The following is a 16,807-nucleotide window of genomic DNA, read 5'->3' as shown; positions in this document are numbered from 1 at the left end:
CCGCACACGTTGTCTGGGCAGCAAAGGAGCTGTCGTGAAAGTCCAGTTGGAGAACATCACCCTCGCCTACGGCGAAGCCACCGCCATCGACGGGCTCAGCGTCACGGTCGAGGACGGCGAGTCACTGGTGCTGCTGGGGAAGTCGGGCTGCGGCAAGACCTCCACCATGCGCTGCGTGGCCGGCCTGGAGACCCCCACCCGCGGCCGGATCACCATCGGCGACACCGTCGTCTTCGACAGCGAGCGCGGCATCCGGATGGCGCCCAACAAACGCAACGTGGGCATGGTCTTCCAGTCGTACGCGGTGTGGCCGCACCGCACGATCTTCCAGAACGTCGCCTTCCCCCTCCAGCAGCAGCGGCTGCCCAAGGCCGAGATCCGCGAGCGGGTCGCCGAGGTCCTCGAACTGGTCGGCCTGACCGACTACGCCGAGCGCGGCGCCAGCCTCCTGAGCGGTGGCCAGATGCAGCGCGTCGCCCTCGCCCGCAGCCTCGTCATGCGTCCCAGCGTGCTGCTGCTCGACGAACCGCTGTCCAACCTGGACGCGCGGCTGCGCGACCGGCTGCGCGTCGAACTGCGCGACATCCAACAGCGCCTGGGCCTCACCTGCGTCTACGTCACCCACGACCAGTCCGAGGCGCTGGCCCTGGCCGACCGCATCGCACTGATGCAGGGCGGCCGCATCGTCCAGATCGACCGCCCCGAGCGGATCTACGACGCCCCGTCCTCGGCGGCCATCGCCGACTTCCTCGGCGTCTCCAACATCTTCCCCTGCGACCCGGGAACCACCGCCCCGACCGGCGCCACAGCGACCGGCACCACCACCTTCCGCCTCACCGGCCACGCCACCGAGGTCACCAGCGCCGCCCCCACCCCCGCCGGCGCCCTCACCGCCCCCCGGGCCTGCATCCGCCCCGAGGACATCCAGCTCACCCCCGAGCCCCTGACCGGCGCCAACACCTGGCCCGGCCGCGTCGACGTGGTCAGCTTCCAGGGCTCCTACGTCCGCTACCGCGTCGCCCTCAAGGACGGCCCCGACCTGGACGCCATCGTCCCGCGCCGCGGCACCTCCCTGCTGGGCGTCGGCGAACCCGTGTGGGCCACCGCCGACCCCGCCGCCATCCAGGTGCTCCCCGCGGAGGTGACCGCATGAGCGCCCTCATCGGCAGACTCCGCCGCGGCCTGCCCACCTCCGTCCTGCTGCTGGTCCTGGGCGTGCTGGTCATCGTCCCCATGCTGTTCATCGCGCTCGCCGCGTTCAGCTCCGAGATACCCAGGCCCGGCTCCATCGGCCTCAGCGGCCTGTCCTTCGACAACTTCGCGATCTTCGGCTCCAGCCAGGCACTCGGCGCCGTCGGCAACTCCCTGCTGATCGCCGGTTCCGCCTCCGTGCTGGCCCTCGCCATCGGCTGCGGCCTGGCCTTCCTCGCCGCCCGCACCGACGCCCCGGGCCGCCGCTTCATCTACTTCGCCGGCATCGCCCCGATGTTCCTGCCCTCCCTGGTGGGGGCGCTGGCCTGGTCCCTGCTCGGCAGCCCCGCCACCGGATTCCTGAACCTGCTGCTGCACGGCGCCGGACTCGACATCACCCTCAACATCTACAGCACGCCCGGCCTGGTGATGGTCCTGGCGCTGTACTACGCCCCGTACGCCTTCCTCCTGGTGCACGGCGCGCTCTCCCTCATGAACCCCGACCTGGAGGAAGCCGCCTTCGTGCACGGCGGCACCCGCCGCCGCACCCTGCGACGGGTCACCTTCCCCCTCGCCCTCCCCGCGATCCTGGGCTCCGGCATCCTCATCTTCGCCCTCACCATGGAGAACTTCCCCGTCGCCCAGGTGATCGGCAACCCCGCCCAGATCGACACCCTGCCCAGCTTCATCTACCGGCTGATGAACGCCTCGCCCTCCCGGGGCAACGAGGCCGCCGCCGTCGCCATCGTGCTCACCGGCGTCCTGCTCATCGTCACCGCGATCCAGCAGCGCGCCGTCCTGCGCCGCAAGTTCACCACCGTCACCGGCAAGGGCGTCAAGCCCAAGAAGGTGCCGCTGGGCCGCTGGCGGCTGCCCGCCCTCGCCGCCGCCGTCGCCTACTTCGTGCTCGCCGTGGTCCTGCCGCTGGGCGCGCTGCTCATCGCCTCGCTGCAGAACTCCCCGTACGTGGCCTCGCTCGGCCAGCTCACCGAACCCGGCGCGCTGTCCTTCTACGCGCTCGGCGAGATGATCACCTCGCCCGATTTCCTCCAGGCCGCCCGCAACAGCGTGCTCACCGCCGTGCTGGCCGGACTGATCGGCACCGCCCTCAGCTTCGCCCTCGCCTACACGGTCTACCGCACCGGCGCCGCCGGCCGCCGCGTACTGGAGTTCGCCGCCATGGCGCCGCTCGCCGTGCCCGCCATCGTGCTGGGCCTGGGTCTGCTGTGGACCTGGCTGGTCATGCCGCTGCCGGTGTACGGCACGGTCATCGTGCTGATCGTCGCCTTCCTCGCCGTCTTCCTGCCCCAGGGCTACCGCGGCGTGAGCGCCTCCATCCTCCAGGTGGACCGCGATCTGGAGGACAGCGCCGTGCTGCTCGGCGCCCACCGCGTCAAGGCCGTCACCAAGGTCACCCTGCCGCTGATGCGGGTCGGCATGGTCTCCACCCTGCTGCTCCTGCTGATGCTGTGCATGCGCGAACTGTCCGCCGCGCTCTTCCTGTTCACCTCCGACACCCGGCTGCTGTCCATCCTCATATTCGACAACTACGACAACGGCGCCATGCAGGGCGCCGCCTCGGTGAGCCTGCTGTACTGCGGCGTCATCGGGATCATCGCCCTGCTGGCCAAAACCCTGGGAGCACGGACCGTGGACGGTGCCCGATGAGAACGACCCCCCGGTACGCCCTGGCCGCGCTCGCCCTGCCCATCGCCCTGGCCGCCGCCTCGTGCGCGGCGCCCCCGTCCGTGAACGTGGTGGACGCCGGGTCCGCCACCGTGGACACCACCGACGGCCTGGTGGTGGACGGCGAACACATCGCGGACGCCGAGCTGTTCGAGGCGGCCCGCGCCGAGGGCTCGCTCTCCCTGTACAGCGGCTATGTCGAGAACTCCGAGAAGCAGGTCATCGCGGCCTTCGAACGGGACACCGGCATCGAGGTCAACCTGGTGCGGCTGGTGCCCAACCGGCTGTCCGAACGCGTCCTGAGCGAACAGGGCGCGGGCCGGCTCGGCGCCGACGTGGTGCGCACCTCCGACTACGACATCGCCATGCGCATGTACGACGCCGGGGTGTTCACCCGCCACGAGGTGCCCGGCTACGACACCCTGGACGACACCGTCAACTACCAGGACGGCGCGTTCTACCGGGTCTTCAACCCGCTGTACACCTTCGCCTACAACACCGTGCTGGTCGACCCGGAGGAAGCCCCCACCTCGTGGGACGAGCTGACCCAGGACACCTGGAAGGGCCGCCTCGGCATCACCCAGGTCGGTGCGGGCGGCTCCTCGCTCACCCTCACCCGGTTCCAGGAGGAGCGGCTGGGCCCCGACTTCCTGCCCGCCCTGGCCGACCAGCAGCCGCGCATCTTCGACTCCTCGAGCGCCGCGCTGGAATCCCTGGCCAGGGGCGAGGTCGCGGTGGCCACCGCCGTGGTGAGCAGCGTCAACATCGCCGCCGCCAAGAACGCCCCGGTCGACTTCGTCATCCCCGAGGAAGGCATGGCCGCCTACGACTACTTCGTCGGCAAGACCTCATCGGCCCGCCACGAGGCCGCCGCCGAGCTGTTCCTCGACTGGAACCTGTCCCAGCGCGGCCAGGACGTGTTCCGCCAGATCGGCGAGTTCCCCGCGCGCACCGACGTCAGCCCACCGGAAATCCTGGGCCACCAACTGCCCGAGGCGGACTCCGGGCTGATCGTCCGGATCCCGCCACTGGACCTCATTGCCGCCGCCGAGGGCGATCAGCGGCGCTGGCTCTCCCTGTTCGGCTATCTGTGACAGCGCCGGCCGGGGGTGACGGGTACGCCCCCGGCCGGCCCCCGGAGGGATCATCCCGCCGGGGCGTTCACCTCGATCGACAGGTCGTTGTCCACCGTGTAGTAGGGAAACACCCGGTGCCCGGCCACCCGGGTGTGCGGATAGACGAAGACCCGCTTGCGCTCGGCCACATCGTCCAGCAGCCGGGAGATCCGGATCCTGGGCGCGGTGGGGGAGGGGAGCCAGAACAGGTCCCAGTAGGCGGCGCGCGGCGGCTCCTCCTCCAGCAGCGCGGCGAGCTCCACCGTGAACACGATGCCGCCGTCGGCATCCGTGCGCGGCTCCACCACATGCTGCGGTCCGCCCTTGCCGCGGCGCCGCAGCAGCACCCGCGCACCGGGCTCCGGCGCCACCCCCACCAGCCGGGCCCGCACCGTCAGCGCCCCGTCGGCCAGCCGCAGCCCGCCGGCCTCCACATGCCCCTCGCGCCGCCACACCCGCAGCATCAGCCGGTCCTCCTGGCCGGCGTACGGCACCCGTACCGCCAGCGGCCCGGCGCTCACGGGCGGCGTGCGGTCCACCAGGGCGCGCAGATCCCGTATCCCGGCCGCCACCGGCAGCGCCACGCCGCCACCGCTGAGACGGACCTCCCAGTGCCCCTCGGCCAGCACCGGCTCGACCGGCAGCAGGGCCCGTACCCGGCCGGGCCGTCCGGGCACCGGGGTCGTCTCCAGGGTCACGTCCGTGGCCTGTTCGCCCGTGCGGGGGCGCGACCGCAGCAGCACCCGCGCCGTGCCGTCCTCGATCCCGCCGGGCAGGTCGAGTTCCACGGTGAAGACCCCGGCCGCGTCCACCGCGCAGTCGGCCACCAAAGGGCCGGTCTCCGTCGCCCCGCTCACGGCCGCGGTGGCCTCCTCGTCCGTCCCGTTCACACCCATCACCGCTCCCTCCGCACCGTCTTCAGAGTGGCGGCTCCCGCCGCCAGCGTCAGATCCCGCACCGCGTGGCCGCGGCTGACCAGCGCCGCGCCGATGCCGCGCCGGGCGCCGCCCGCCCGGCGCGGCGCACCGCCGCGCCGGGCCGCGACCAGGTCCTCGAACATCGCCTCGGCCCGGTCCACCACCGGCACCGGATCGAACCGGGCGGCGTTCCCCAGGGCCTGCCGCCCCATGTGCTGCCGCAGGGCCTCGTCCGCCATCAGCCGCTCCAGCCCCGCCGCCAGCGCGCGCGGATCGCCGACCGGCACCAGCAGGCCGTCCACCCCGTCCTCGATGATCTCGCGCGGGCCGTTGGGGCAGTCGGTGGAGACCACGGGGAGCCCGCAGCGCATCGCCTCCACGATGGTCATGCCGAACGACTCGAACTCCGAGGTCATCACGGCGATGGAGCCCTTGACCCACTCCGCCTCCAGCGGGGTGGCCGGCCCCATCAGGAACACCTGGTCATTCAGCGCCATCTCGTCGATCCGCTGCCGCAGCCGCTCCCGCTCCGGGCCGTGCCCGTAGATCCGCAGCTGCCAGTCGGGGAACCGCTCCGCGAGCAGCGCCCAGGACTCGATCAGCCGGTCGTAGCGCTTGACCCTGTGCAGCCGCCCGGCGGCGATCACCACCCGGGCGCGGCCGTCGGCCGGCGGCAGCACGGGCTGGGGCACGGAGTTCGGCAGCGCCTCGACGCGGACCCGGGGCAGCCGCATCTTGCGGCGGTAGGAGGCGGCGTCGGCCTCGGTGACCGTGGTGATCCCGTCCAGCCGGTGGTAGACGCGGCGCATGGCGGTACGCATCCGGGAGGGGTGACTGTCGAGCGTCAGATGCTCCTGGGCCACCTTCACCACCCGGTCCGGGGCCTGCCGCGCCAGGTGGATGTTGAGCCCGGCCCGGGTGCCGATGACGACATCGGCGTCGACGGTGCCGAGCGCGGCGGCGATCCGTTCGTCGGTCAGCTCGCTGTACTGCGCGCGCCGCGTGTCCCCGGAGGGGAAGACGCGGGAGGGCCGGCCGTGCCGGGGGTCGTCCTGCTCGGTGAGCAGATCGACGAGGGCGCGCATCCGCACCCGGGGGTCGAGGGTGAGGTGCGGCCGCTCCCGGTGCCGCAACACGGAGACGATCTCGACGTCGTGCCGTCCGGCCAGCGCCCCCGCGAGGTTGAACGTGGTTCTGATGGTTCCTCCGATTCCATAGCCGTTATGGAGGAGGAAAGAGATCTTCATATCTTCAAAGACAGCCCGGGGATCCGGGAGCGTTGCAGACTTGACCAAAACATGGTGCAAATGGAGCGAATGAACCGCCCGGTCAGGCGATATCGCTCACCGTGACGGACACCGCGACCCGCTCCGTCGCGGCGCCGCCGGCCCCGGCACCGCCCGGCGCCAGCACCTCGGCGACCGCCCCGGTCACCGCCGCCCGTACCGCCCGCGTCACCTCCACCGCCCGGTGGCCGCGCTCCGCCGCCAGCTCGACCCGGATCTCCCAGCTCCCCGCGGTCCGGCCCGGCCGCACCCGGACCCCGGCCGGCCCGCGCCGCGCCCCCGACCCCGTGGGACGCAGCAGATCCGCCAGGCCCGGCCGCAGGAACGCCACCCCCTCCACGCCGCGCGCCGCCGCGAAGGCCGCCCGTCGCACCCGCTCGGCGAGTTCACCGTTCACCATGCGCCACGCCCCCGCTCCCCGTCCGCTTCCTGAAGATCGACGACCACCACGTCCACCGCGTGCACCCGCAGCCCCAGCCGCTCGTCCGCCGCCCGGGCCACCTCGTCCCGCACCGTCGCCGCGAGCGCCGGAATCGTCCAGGACAGGTCCGCCACCACCTCCAGCCGCACCCGCACCGGGCCGCGCGCCACCGAGCCCCGGCCGCCCGCGCCCAGCGGCGCGATCCGGCAGCTCCCGGCCGTCACCCCCGTCAGCGCGTCCACCGTCCTGCGGAACACCTTGGCGGCGGCCGCCTCCACGATCCACGCGTCCTCGTCCGGCTCGCCCAGCGGAAGCGTCCGTCCGGGCCGCAGCTCCATCCGCACGATGTCCATCACCCGGGTCACCGACAGCTCGCGGTGCGGTGCCGCCTCCTGTTCGGCGCGCGAACGCGAGACGACGCCCTCCAGCGCGTGCAACTCCTCCAGCGCCCGGGCGCAGTGCGGGCAGCCGCCGGGATGCCCCGCCAGCGTCGTGGACCCGCTCTCGGCGTCCTCCCACAGCTCCATCAGGGACCGCCCGCAGGGCAGCAGCTCGTCCTCGGTCTCCTCTGGGGGCCCGTCGTTCAGCGCCATGCCGCCATCGCCTCCGTCAGAGCGCGCCTGGCCCGGAATATCCGGCCGCGCACCGCCTGCTGACTGATCCCGACCGTCTTCGCGATGTCCTCGTACGACAGATCGTGGAACTCCCGCAACACCCAGCATGCCCGCTGTTCGGGGGAGAGGCCCGACAGCGCCTCGTGCAGCGCGTGCACCGCCGCCCCCGTCACGGCCGCCCGCTCGGGCGAGGCGGTGCTCTCCGGCGCGGCCGGTTCCGCCACCGCCTCCAGCGGAGTGAGGGGACGCCGGGCCCGCAGCACGTTCAGGCAGCGATTGGTGACGATGCGGTACATCCAGCTGCCGAACGCCGCCTCCCGCCGGAACTCGGGCAGCCGGCGCCAGGCGCTCACCAGCGCCTCCTGGACCGCGTCCTCCGCCTCGGCCGCACTGCCGAGCAGTTGTTCCGCGAGCCGCAGGAGGACCGGTCCGTGCCGCCGTACCAGCACCTCAAAGGCATCCTCGTCACCTTCTCCCGCCCGCACCGCGAGCAGCGCGTCGTCGTGACCGGCCGACCCGTTCCCTGACACGCACCGCCCCCTTCCGAAAAAAATCCGCCGTGACCGCGTGACGATCCGCCGTGCGCCGTGTCCAACCGGATGTCAGCACGACAACACCGCATGACGGGAAGGTACGCCATGGCAGCCAAGACAGTTTCCCCCACCGCTGTTCCGGCCCCCGCGACCGAGCAGCAGGCGGCGGAGCCCTCGGACGGCACCACCAGCCTCAGCGAGGGCCGCAGCGGGACGCAGGAACCGGCCGCCGAGCGGGGGCAGACCTCCATCGCCGGTGGCGTGGTGGAGAAGATCGCCGGCCTCGCCGCCCGTGAGGTGCCCGGGGTGGCCGCGCTGGGCGGTTCGCTCAGCCGCACGCTCGGCGCCGTACGCGACCGGGTGCCCGGCGGGCGCTCCGGGGTCACCCGCGGGGTGAAGGTGGAGGTCGGCCAGAAGCAGACCGCCGTCGACCTCGACGTGGTCGTCGAGTACGGGGTGCCGATCACCGATGTCGCGCACGAGGTGCGGGAGAACGTCATCGCGGCGGTCGAGCGGATGACCGGCCTCGAGGTCGTCGAGGTCAACCTCTCCATCGTCGATGTACGGCTGCCCGACGAGGAGGACCCGGACGACGAGGCACGGGTGCGGTGAGCCACGCCAAAAGCCACTGGACGCAACGGACTTCACCGGCCGTGGGCGTCATCGTGGCCGGGCTCGTCGTCTGGACCCTGCACATGGTCCAGGCGGCGGCTCGCCCGGCGGCGCCGGCAGAACACTCAAGCGGAGGGGTAACCGGCAGCGTCAGTACCGCTGAGCTGGTCCTATCCTGCGTACAGTGGGCGTTCGGCGCCCTGATCGAGGCCGTACGACAGGCAGGGTGAACGCGATGCGGGGAGCACGGATCAGGCGGCTCATCCACCGGCGTCCGCCCACGTACTGGCGCAAGGCGCTGCGGCGCACGCCGGTGTCGCTGTGGCGCGACGACATCGATCACTGGGCGGCGGCCCTCACGTACTACACGGTGCTCGCGCTCTTTCCCGGGCTGCTGGTCGCGCTGTCGGTGATGAGCCTCACCTGGCCCGGCGCCGCGCCCGAACTGATCGGCCACGTCACGGCGCTGGTGCCGGCCAACTCGCGGGCGGACGTGCACGACGCGCTGCGCGACCTGGCCGACCAGCGCGGGGCGGCCTCCGTACTGATCGTGGTGGCCACGGTCAGCGCCGTCGTTTCGGCGTACAACTATCTGAGCGTCTTCCGGCGGGTGCAGCACGCCATGCACGGCGTGCGGGACAACCGGCCCGCCTGGCGGCACATCCACCGCACGCTGCTCACCGCGCTCGGCCTGCTGGGACTGCTGGTGGTCTCCGCCACCGCGCTGATCCTCACCGGCGGGGCGGTGCGCACCATAGGGCGGGCGCTGGGCACCGGCGAGGCGGTCGCGGCCGGCTGGAGCGCCCTGAAGTGGCCGCTGCTGATGCTGCTGGTGGCCGGCCTCGTGATGATCCTCTTCCATACCGGGCCACCGGCCGGGCGCGCGCCGGGGCGCGGCGTGGCGGGCGGGGTGCTGGCGATGCTGCTGTGGCTGGTGGCCTCGGCCGGCTTCGCGCTGTACGCCTCGCACGTGAGCACCTACAACCGGCTGTACGGACCGCTGGCCGGGGTGATCGTCTTCCTCGTGTGGCTGTGGCTGACCAATCTGTCGTTGCTGGCGGGAGCCCAGTTCAACGCCGAACTGGCCCGGCTGCGCCTACCGCCGGACGGCGAGCCCGGGCTGCCATCGGCGCCGGCGCGGCAGCCGGGGGACCCGGTGACGGGCTCGCCGCCGCCCGCCGCGCACCGGGGCGCGGAGCCGTCCTCGGAGATCACCATGGAACTGCCCAGGCCCCCGGTGAACGGCGCGGCCGGGCGCGAGGGCGACGTGCCCGCGCCGCCCCGGGGACCGGCGGCGGGCCCGCCGCCCCCGGCCGGCCACCCGGTGAGGCCCACTCCGGGGCCCCGGTCCGGCGGCACCGCGCGCAGCGACCCCCGGGACGGCACTCCGATACCCCACGGCCGGCCGCCCGCCCGCTGACCCCGTGGGGGCCGCGCCGACCGCGGTGCGGACTACAGGGCGCCCAGCAGCACCGGCAGGGCCCGGCGCAGTTCGCCCGGCCCGTAGCCGCCGGTGTGCGTGCCCGGGTGGAAGTGGGCTTCGACCTGGACGCCCACCGAGATGAGCCGGTCGGTCAGGGCGCGGGCCTCCCTGCTGATGATGGCCTCGGTCACGGACACCACGTTGTCCGGGAGGCGTTCGATCCACTCCTCGGTGCCGGGGATGAAGATCTCCTCCTCCCAGTCCGGGCCCTCCCGTTCGCCCCGGGTGCCGTCGCCCGACGACAGATACACCGGCGTCCCCAGCAGCCCCCGCACGTGGTAGTACGGGTCGCGCGCGATCCAGTTGCGGCGCTGGGCGACGGGGTCGCCCCAGATCGCGAGCGGGTCCACGCCCACCAGCCGGGCTCCCGCCAGCCACACCTCCGGGTGGGCCAGCGGATGGACGGGGCCGCTGAACGCCGCCACCGCGCCGAACATCCCGGGGTTGCGGGACGCGTACGACAGCGCGCCGTACCCGCCCTGCGACTCACCGGCCACCGCGCGGACCGGGGCCGCCCCGTACTCCCGCTCCATCAGCGGGATCACCTCGCGCAGATGGAAGCTCTCGACGGCCGGCGGGCCGCCGGCGCCGTGGTTCCACCAGTCGGTGCAGAAGCCGAACAGCGGCATCGCGGGCATCACCACCAGCACATCGGCCAGCTCGGGGATGTCCTGGACGGCGAACTCCGCGGTCCATACGTGGTGATCCCCGTCTCCGCCCGGCAGCAGATAGAGGGTCGGCCAGCGGTCGCCGGGGCGGCGCCGGTCCCAGCCGCGCGGGGTGAGCAGCGCGATCTCCCCCGGACCACCCAGGGCGGGGGAGTCGACGCTCACCTCCACCACCCGGCCGCCCCGGCGCCTGCCCCCGGTGACCTCGGCGCGGGGTGCTCCGGCGCGGGGTGCTCCGGCGGCGCCCAGCAGGGCGGGGGCGGCGGCCACCGCCGCCGTGCCGGCCAGCAGACCGCGGCGGCTCACAGCAGGGGACATGACGGGCTCCTCGGGGGTCGGTGAGACGGGCGTCGTCAGGGTTATCGGCCGTGCGTGGTGTGCGCCTGAGCGCACGCACTCCCCGGTCCGCCACTCTTCCGCTCGACAGCGCATCAGGGGGCGCATGGCGTAAGCCAGTCGCGCGGGTGAATCCTTCGGTGCCTGCGGACGCTGCCCACTTGGGCAATGCCCGCCCCGGCGATGCCCGATCGGGCAATGGTGGAGATCGGCTCCGCGCCGCACAATGGTCCGGCGATCGCACCGTGGCCGGACAAAGCGGGCGGTCGTGCCGTACAACCGGTTGCCCGAAAGGGAAAAGGCCTTTCCCGTGACATACCGGCCGCGCTCCACGCGTCCGGCCCCACATCACACCGAGAAAGGTGTTCTCCGTGAGAAAGCGCTTCATCGCCGCTGCCGCGGCCGCCGCGATCGTCGCCGGTGGCATCGGCGTGGCCTCCGCCTCCGCGACCCCGTCCCCCACCCCCCTGGTGGCCGTCGCGCAGGACGCCGCCACCGATGGTCAGGACCTGTTCACCGGCCTGTTCTTCGGGATCGGCCCGGTGGCGGACGATCTCGTGGCCGGCGGCCTGTTCGCCGGTGACGACACCGGCGAGTTCGCCCACAACGCGACCGCCGAGGGCCGCGCCGCGATCGCGGAGATCGTCGCCCTGGTCGAGGAGGCGTCCCCGGAGTTCTTCGCGGGCTTCGCCTCCGATGTCCGCAGCGGAGACCCGCGCCTGGTGGAACAGGCCGTCGCCGACGCCGCCGAGGAACTGACCGCGGTCGTCGAGGTCGAGCGGAGCGAGGACTTCGGCTCCGGCGCGCTGTGCGTCGTGAACGTCGCCGCCGCCGCGAACGTCGCGGTGGCCCTGAACGTGGCCAGCGTCGCCAATGTCCTCACCCAGGTCAACTTCTGGATCGAGGCCCCGCCGGCCGACGGCGCCGGCCTCTCCCAGGAGGAGGCCGTCGCGCTGCTCACCGCGCAGCTCGCGGCCTGACCTCCGCAGACCGAGCGGGGCACCCCCGGCAGCCACCCGGGGGTGCCCCGCACCCTTCAGATTCCCCCCACCGGCTTCCCCAGGATGAGAGTTGGCGATGCGACGCACCCCCGACGCGTGGAAGCGACGGCTGCCTCTCGGTGTCGACGGGCCGCTGACCACCCGCGTTCCCCGGCAGCGGCTGTGGGCGGTGGCCACCGCGTGGGCGCTGGCCGTCCTGTACGTGGCGCAGGCCCACCTTCCCGGCAACGTCATCACCCTGCCGGGCCAGCACACCGTGACCCCCGCCGTCCGCTCGATCGCACCGCAGGGCTGGGGCTTCTTCACCAAGTCACCGCGCGAGATCGAGCTCCAGCCGTACGTCCTGCGCGACGGCGCGTGGGTCAACGCCTCCCTGGCCCCGCACGGCGAGCCACGCCACTGGCTCGGCTTCGACCGGCGCTCCCGCTCCCAGGGCATCGAGATGGCCCTGCTCATCAACGAGGCACCGGGCCTGACCTGGAGCGACTGCGAGCGCGGCGCCCTGGCCGCGTGCCTGGCCTCGGCGCCCCCGCCCGGCCCCGCCGTCAACCGCACCCCCGGCCCCACCCTGTGCGGCACGGTCGCCGTCATCCAGCAGAAGCCCGTCCCGTTCGCCTGGCGGGACCTTCTCGCGGGGTCCCACACCCCGGACCGACTCACCGTCCTGGACGTCACATGCTGAGCCGCGTACCCGTTCCCTGGACCAATCTGTACGGTCTCGCCCGTACCCTCATCGCCGCCGGGATGGCGGGCACCCTGCTCTTCTCCGGCACCGACACCCTGTTCCGGCCGGTGGTCGGCACCGGCGACCACCCCGTGTGCCAAGGGGTCTCCGCGGCGGGGGCGTTCTGCCTGGTGCCGCGCGAGCAGCTCGGCTGGGTCCAGTGGGCCGCCGTGGCCGTCCTGCTGGTGGTGGCCTGCGGCTGGCGGCCCCGGTTCACCGGACTGCCGCACGCCTACGTCGCCTTCAGCGTGTACACCGGCATCGCGATCGGCGACGGCGGGGACCAGATCGCCTCCGTCCTGGCGCTGCTGCTGGTGCTGCCCACCCTGGGCGATCGCCGCCGCTGGCACTGGCAGCCGCCGGTGGAGGGGGACGCGGAGCGCACCGGCTGGGTACTGGCCGGCGCCGGCGCCCTGGTGATGGTCCGCCTCCAGATGTCCTTCCTCTACTTCCAGGCGGCGGTGGCCAAACTCCCGCACACCGAGTGGGCCGACGGGTCCGCGATGTACTACTGGGGCCACAGCCTCAACTTCGGCGCCCCCGGCTGGCTCCAGCCGCTCGTGCACCCGCTGGTCTCCTCCCCGCTGGGAACGGCGCTGCTCACCTGGGTGCCGCTGGCGATCGAGATCACGCTCGCGGTGGCGCTGCTGCTCCCGCAGCGGGTGCGCTGGGGACTGCTGGCCGCCGGCCTCGGCTTCCACGCCTCCATCGCCGTGCTGATGGGCCTGTGGAGCTTCGCCCTGGCGATGTGGGGCGGGGTGCTGCTGCTCTGCGCCCCGCTCGGGGCGCGGCTGTACCGCCGTCAGGTGGGCCCGGTGGAGCCGGTGGAGGAGGGCGGAGGGGACACCGCCGGTGCCAGGCACTCGCGCACCAGCTCCAGCGTCTCCTCGTCCGACATCCCCGACTCGCGGGCCAGCGCGACCAGGTGATGCCCGGCCTCCAGCAGCCGGGCCCGGGACCGGGGGGCGGCGACGGTCACCACGGCGCCGCGTCCCGGCCGCAGATCGATCAGCCCCTCGGCCTTCAGGTCCTGGTAGCCCTTGAGCACCGTGTGCATGTTGATGCCCAGCGAGCGGGCCACGTCCCGGGCCGCCGGGAGCCGGTCACCGGTGCGCAGTTCACCGGCGGTCAGAGCCCGCCGAACCGAGGCCGCGATCTGCGCGGACAGCGGCCGGGAGGACGCCGGATCGATGCGGATCAACATGGTCAGCCCTTGCGTCCGGCGCGTTGGGCGAGCAGGTCGCCGAGCAGCGCCGCGGCGGTGTGCGCGTCGTCCACCACCACGACGAACCACGTGTCGTTGGTCTGCCGCACCCACAGCGCCTCGCCGGAGCGCACCGCGAAGCCGCGGCGTCCGGCCGAGATCCGGTAACCCCAGCCGCCCAGGTCCTTGAGCGGGCTGGTGTGCCGTACCTCCACGGACCGGATGCGCTCCAGCGGAACGCCCAGCCGCGGAACGCCGAGCAGCGCGGGCCGGATGAAGAGGCCGGTCGCGCCGGCGCTCACCCGCACCCGGGTCATCAGGGACAGGAGCACCGCGGTGGCCAGCAGGGCGCCCCACGCCCCGGGACCCGAGCCGCTGACCGCGGTGAACACGGCGGAGACCACCAGCGCCGCCTGCAGGCCGGTCAGCGGCCAGGAGTGCACGGTGCGCTGCCACACCACGCGCTCGCCGGGGCGCAGTCCCAGGGTGCTGGTACGCGGCGAGGTGTCGGAGCCGGGACCGCCGGGGGCCGGCTCCCGGCTGGGGAGCACCGGTCCCAGCGCGGCGGCCAGGAGCGCGCCGCCCGCCGCGACGGCCAGGTGCCACAGCGGGAACCGTACGTCGGCGGCCCGGTCGGCCGCGGCGTTGGCCAGCAGCAGCGCGGTGAACAGATAGCCGAGCGCGACGGTGGAGGACAGCGAGGCCGCGTACAGGGCACGGGCGGAGAAGGTGGCGGTGCGGGCGAGCCAGGCGCTGACCCCCGCCCAGATGGCCGGCACCGCTATCGCCACGCCGACCAGGACGGCGGGGTGGGCGAAGCCGTCCGGCTCGCCGCCGCTGAGGCGGGTCGCGACCCGTTCTGGCAGCCGGGACCACACGGCGGCGGACACCGCGGCGATCACCACGGCCGCGAGGAACGGCGGTCCGGCGGCGAGCAGCGGGTAGCCGCGCCGGCCGTGGCCGGGAGGGGCCGCGGATGTCATCGCGCTCATGGTGCCTCCAGTGCGGAACAGGGGCGAACAATTTGTTCGCATCATGCTAGAACAAGTCGGCCCGGGCGGGGAAGGGACGTGATGTGCGTCACGGGGAGAGGCGACCTGGAACAGGGGAGATGAACAGGTGTTTGGATACGGTGCACCGCACCGGCCCACGAATTCCAAGAGGAGAGCACGTGTACCCACCATCCGCGGGGGACCTTCAGGAGAGCGGCAGCCGACAACCCGACTTCGCCTTACTGACGAAGCGTGAGGCCGAGGTCATGGCCCTGCTCGCCAGCGGTCAGCCCAACCGCGCCCTGGCCAGACAACTCGGCATCTCGGAACGCACCGTACGGGCCCACATCACCAGCCTCACCCGGAAACTCGGCATCCCGACCCGGATCGAGGCCGCGCTGCTCGCCTTCCAGTACCAGGACACCCTGACCGCCCACTGACCCGGGCGGCCGGGACGCTTCACGCCGGCGCAGACGGCCGTCGTCCCCGGTGGCGGCCGTCTCCCGGCTCCAGCGGCGGCGAGGTGATCGCGCAGTGCATGGTGCACTCGGGGCGGCGCACCGGAGCGCCGCCGGGCAGCGCCTCAAGCGTGGCCGGCATCAGCAGCCAGGACACCACGCCACCCACCGCCATCAGCCCCGCGCAGATCCACGCCGCCCTGCCGAACGCGCTGTTCACATCGGTGGCCGACCGGTACTCATCGGTGGACAGACCGATCGCCAGCGGCAGCGCCGCCACCGCCAGCAACTGCGCCACCCGCGCCGCCGCGTTGTTCACCCCGCTGGCGATACCCGCCCGCCGCACCTCCAGCGAGGCCAGCACGGTCGCGGTCAGCGGCGCCACGAACAGGCTCATCCCCAGGCCCTGCACCAGCACGGCCGGAAACACGGCGTGCCAGTAGCCGCTGCCCGGCTCCACCCGGTGCAGCAACAGCAGCCCCACCGCCGCCACCAGCGGCCCCACCGTCAGCGGCAGCCGCGGCCCGATCCGCTGCGCCAGCGCCCCGGCCGGCCCCGACAGCGCCGTCATCAGCAGCGTGATGGGCAAGGTGGCGATCCCCGCCGCGAACGCGTCGTAGCCGAGCCCGTTCTGCAACTGCACCGGCAACAGGAAGAACACCCCGCCGATCGCCCCGTACAGACACAGCGTCACCCCGTTGGTGCCGGTGAACAGCCGGGAGCGGAAGATCCCCAGCGGCAGCATCGGACGCGCCGCGCGCCGCTCCCGCACCACGAACGCCACCCCCACCAGCACCCCGCCGGCGGCCACCGCCAGCGCCGTGGCCGCCCCCGCCGACGGCGCGGCGATCAGCGCGTAGGTCACCGCCCCCAGCGCCACCGCCGCCAGTCCCGCGCCGAGCACGTCGAAGCGCCCCGCCGCCTCCCAGTCCCGGCTCTCCGGGACGCGCTTGGCGAGCACCAGTACCACCAGCGCGAGCGGCAGATTGATCAGGAAGATCCACCGCCACCCCGGGCCGTCCACCAGCCAGCCGCCCAGGAACGGACCGAACGCGATCGCCACCCCGCCCAGACCCGACCACAGCCCCACCGCCTTCGCCCGCTCCTCGGGCCGGAAGGAGGACTGGATCAGCGCCAGCGAACCCGGCGTCAGCAGCGCCCCACCCACCCCCTGCAACCCCCGCGCCAGCACCAGCGAGCCCCCGTTGGGCGCGATCCCGCACAGCAGCGAGGCCACCGTGAACCACACCACCCCCCACACGAACACCCGGCGCCGCCCGTAGCGGTCCCCGAGCCCGCCGCCCAGCAGGATCAGCCCGGCCAGGGTGAGCATGTACGCGTTCAGCGTCCACTGGAGCGTGGCCAGCGGGGCGCCGAGCCCTTCACCGATCCGGGGCAGCGCCACCGCGACGATGGTGCCGTCCAGCATCGCCATCCCGGACCCGAGCACGGCGGCGGCCAGCACCCGGCGCCCGCCCGGGCTCGACGTGCTCAGGCCCTCCGCAGGTGCGTTCATGGCGGAAGGCTCGCACGGCCGGCACCGGTACGGGCGCAGGCGCGGGTGGT

Annotated in this window: 17 protein-coding genes and 1 pseudogene; 9 read left to right on the top strand and 9 right to left on the bottom strand. The window is 73.3% G+C overall.

Going from position 1 to position 16,807, the window contains the following annotated elements; translation table 11 throughout:
- Window positions 1-34 precede the first annotated feature (34 nt).
- From SXIM_RS02810 to SXIM_RS02800, 3 genes are read left to right on the top strand one after another with little or no spacing between them, the layout of a single operon-like run.
- Entirely contained in the window at window positions 35-1,153 is a 1,119-nt protein-coding gene (locus SXIM_RS02810) for an ABC transporter ATP-binding protein (RefSeq protein WP_030727692.1), read from the top strand.
- The gene (locus SXIM_RS02805; RefSeq protein ID WP_030727689.1) at window positions 1,150-2,859 is read left to right on the top strand and encodes an ABC transporter permease; all 1,710 of its coding nucleotides are present in this window, start codon (window positions 1,150-1,152) and stop codon (window positions 2,857-2,859) included. The genes SXIM_RS02810 and SXIM_RS02805 overlap by 4 nt, the downstream gene beginning before the upstream one ends.
- Window positions 2,856-3,971, top strand: coding sequence for an ABC transporter substrate-binding protein (locus SXIM_RS02800; protein ID WP_030727686.1), 1,116 nt, complete (start codon window positions 2,856-2,858; stop codon window positions 3,969-3,971). Before SXIM_RS02805 ends, SXIM_RS02800 begins: the two co-directional genes overlap by 4 nt.
- 50 nt (window positions 3,972-4,021) lie before the next feature.
- Here SXIM_RS02800 and SXIM_RS02795 read toward each other — a convergent pair whose 3' ends face one another.
- From SXIM_RS02795 to SXIM_RS02775, 5 genes are all read right to left on the bottom strand, one after another.
- On the bottom strand, window positions 4,022-4,888 hold the full coding sequence (locus SXIM_RS02795) for a hypothetical protein (RefSeq protein ID WP_078635162.1): 867 nt from the start codon (window positions 4,886-4,888) through the stop codon (window positions 4,022-4,024).
- Window positions 4,888-6,156, bottom strand: a complete 1,269-nt coding sequence (locus tag SXIM_RS02790; RefSeq protein WP_046722852.1) for a glycosyltransferase family 4 protein — start codon at window positions 6,154-6,156, stop codon at window positions 4,888-4,890. The genes SXIM_RS02795 and SXIM_RS02790 overlap by 1 nt, the downstream gene beginning before the upstream one ends.
- Before the next feature lie 82 nt (window positions 6,157-6,238).
- On the bottom strand, window positions 6,239-6,595 hold the full coding sequence (locus SXIM_RS27230) for a hypothetical protein (protein WP_078846816.1): 357 nt from the start codon (window positions 6,593-6,595) through the stop codon (window positions 6,239-6,241).
- The gene (locus tag SXIM_RS02780; protein ID WP_043176925.1) at window positions 6,589-7,209 is read right to left on the bottom strand and encodes a hypothetical protein; all 621 of its coding nucleotides are present in this window, start codon (window positions 7,207-7,209) and stop codon (window positions 6,589-6,591) included. Before SXIM_RS02780 ends, SXIM_RS27230 begins: the two co-directional genes overlap by 7 nt.
- Window positions 7,200-7,760 (bottom strand): RNA polymerase sigma factor, encoded by a 561-nt coding sequence (locus SXIM_RS02775; RefSeq protein WP_030727671.1) that lies wholly within the window; start codon window positions 7,758-7,760, stop codon window positions 7,200-7,202. Before SXIM_RS02775 ends, SXIM_RS02780 begins: the two co-directional genes overlap by 10 nt.
- A 108-nt stretch (window positions 7,761-7,868) precedes the next feature.
- Here SXIM_RS02775 and SXIM_RS02770 point away from each other — a divergent pair, with 108 nt between their 5' ends.
- Entirely contained in the window at window positions 7,869-8,375 is a 507-nt protein-coding gene (locus SXIM_RS02770) for an Asp23/Gls24 family envelope stress response protein (RefSeq protein WP_046722851.1), read from the top strand.
- Between the two features lie 235 nt (window positions 8,376-8,610).
- Window positions 8,611-9,795, top strand: a complete 1,185-nt coding sequence (locus SXIM_RS02765; protein ID WP_078846815.1) for a YihY/virulence factor BrkB family protein — start codon at window positions 8,611-8,613, stop codon at window positions 9,793-9,795.
- Between the two features lie 32 nt (window positions 9,796-9,827).
- On the opposite strand, the gene SXIM_RS02760 is transcribed toward SXIM_RS02765, so the two are convergent.
- Window positions 9,828-10,844, bottom strand: a complete 1,017-nt coding sequence (locus SXIM_RS02760; protein ID WP_046722849.1) for an alpha/beta hydrolase — start codon at window positions 10,842-10,844, stop codon at window positions 9,828-9,830.
- Between the two features lie 389 nt (window positions 10,845-11,233).
- Between SXIM_RS02760 and SXIM_RS02755 the strand changes: the two genes are divergently transcribed.
- From SXIM_RS02755 to SXIM_RS02745, 3 genes and pseudogenes are all read left to right on the top strand, one after another.
- Window positions 11,234-11,842: a sporulation delaying protein family toxin gene (locus SXIM_RS02755; RefSeq protein ID WP_030727655.1), complete on the top strand. Its 609-nt coding sequence runs from the start codon at window positions 11,234-11,236 to the stop codon at window positions 11,840-11,842.
- A 97-nt stretch (window positions 11,843-11,939) separates the two neighbouring features.
- The gene (locus SXIM_RS02750) at window positions 11,940-12,545 is read left to right on the top strand and encodes an SdpA family antimicrobial peptide system protein (RefSeq protein ID WP_053116069.1); all 606 of its coding nucleotides are present in this window, start codon (window positions 11,940-11,942) and stop codon (window positions 12,543-12,545) included.
- A pseudogene (locus SXIM_RS02745) lies at window positions 12,539-13,357 on the top strand (sporulation-delaying protein SdpB family protein); the annotation flags it as partial. The gene SXIM_RS02750 and the pseudogene SXIM_RS02745, both read left to right, overlap by 7 nt.
- Before the next feature lie 32 nt (window positions 13,358-13,389).
- Here the strand turns inward: SXIM_RS02745 and SXIM_RS02740 are convergent.
- Entirely contained in the window at window positions 13,390-13,791 is a 402-nt protein-coding gene (locus SXIM_RS02740; RefSeq protein ID WP_030727647.1) for a GntR family transcriptional regulator, read from the bottom strand.
- Window positions 13,792-13,793: 2 nt separating this feature from the next.
- Entirely contained in the window at window positions 13,794-14,774 is a 981-nt protein-coding gene (locus SXIM_RS02735; protein WP_052385051.1) for a hypothetical protein, read from the bottom strand.
- A 188-nt stretch (window positions 14,775-14,962) separates the two neighbouring features.
- On the opposite strand from SXIM_RS02735, the gene SXIM_RS02730 reads away from it, so the two are divergent.
- Entirely contained in the window at window positions 14,963-15,223 is a 261-nt protein-coding gene (locus SXIM_RS02730; RefSeq protein WP_030727640.1) for a response regulator transcription factor, read from the top strand.
- Between the two features lie 19 nt (window positions 15,224-15,242).
- Here the strand turns inward: SXIM_RS02730 and SXIM_RS02725 are convergent, their stop codons facing one another.
- The gene (locus tag SXIM_RS02725) at window positions 15,243-16,757 is read right to left on the bottom strand and encodes an MFS transporter (protein WP_046722848.1); all 1,515 of its coding nucleotides are present in this window, start codon (window positions 16,755-16,757) and stop codon (window positions 15,243-15,245) included.
- Window positions 16,758-16,807: the final 50 nt, after the last annotated feature.

This window comes from Streptomyces xiamenensis, assembly GCF_000993785.3.
GTDB classification, from domain to species: Bacteria; Actinomycetota; Actinomycetes; order Streptomycetales; family Streptomycetaceae; genus Streptomyces; species Streptomyces xiamenensis.
Note: the sequence above shows the minus strand (reverse complement) of the source record. Positions and strands in the feature narration are given on the sequence as shown.